1 protein-coding gene is annotated in these 520 nt (G+C 69.6%); it reads left to right on the top strand.

Annotated elements, in window-relative coordinates; translation table 11 throughout:
- Window positions 1-21: 21 nt before the first annotated feature.
- Window positions 22-520 (top strand): transposase (locus tag ACYQ0U_RS22795; RefSeq protein ID WP_459976167.1); only part of this gene is annotated, 499 nt, incomplete at its 3' end.

The following is a 520-nucleotide window of genomic DNA, read 5'->3' as shown; positions in this document are numbered from 1 at the left end:
TTCGCTTCCGACTACGACGCCGTGCTCACCGTCAAAGCCCGCCGGGACCGCCTCGACCTGCTGATCGAGCAGATGGCAGCTGCCTGTGAGTTCACCCCGCTGCTGCGACGACTCGGCTGTCTGCGCGGTGTCGGCACCCTGACCGGGTTCGCGTTGGCCGTCGAGGTCGGCGACTGGGACCGGTTCACCGGCAAGACCATCGGCTCGTTCATCGGGCTCGTGCCATCGGAGTACTCCTCAGGACAGTCCCGGGTCCAGGGCTCGATCACCAAGACCGGCAACAGCCACCTGCGCCGATTGCTGGTCGAGGCCGCCTGGCACCACCGCGCCCGTTACGTGGTCGGCAAGACCATGCGAGATCGGTGGGAGCTGGCCGGACCGGCGGCTCGCGCCCGCGGCGATGAGGGCAACCGGCGGCTGCACCACCGGTGGGACACGATGCGAGCCCGGCACAAGCGTCACGTGGTCGCCAACGTCGCGATCGCCCGCGAGCTGGCGGGCTGGTGCTGGTCCCTAGCCG

This window comes from Nocardioides pyridinolyticus (assembly GCF_054653575.1).
Note: the sequence above shows the minus strand (reverse complement) of the source record. Positions and strands in the feature narration are given on the sequence as shown.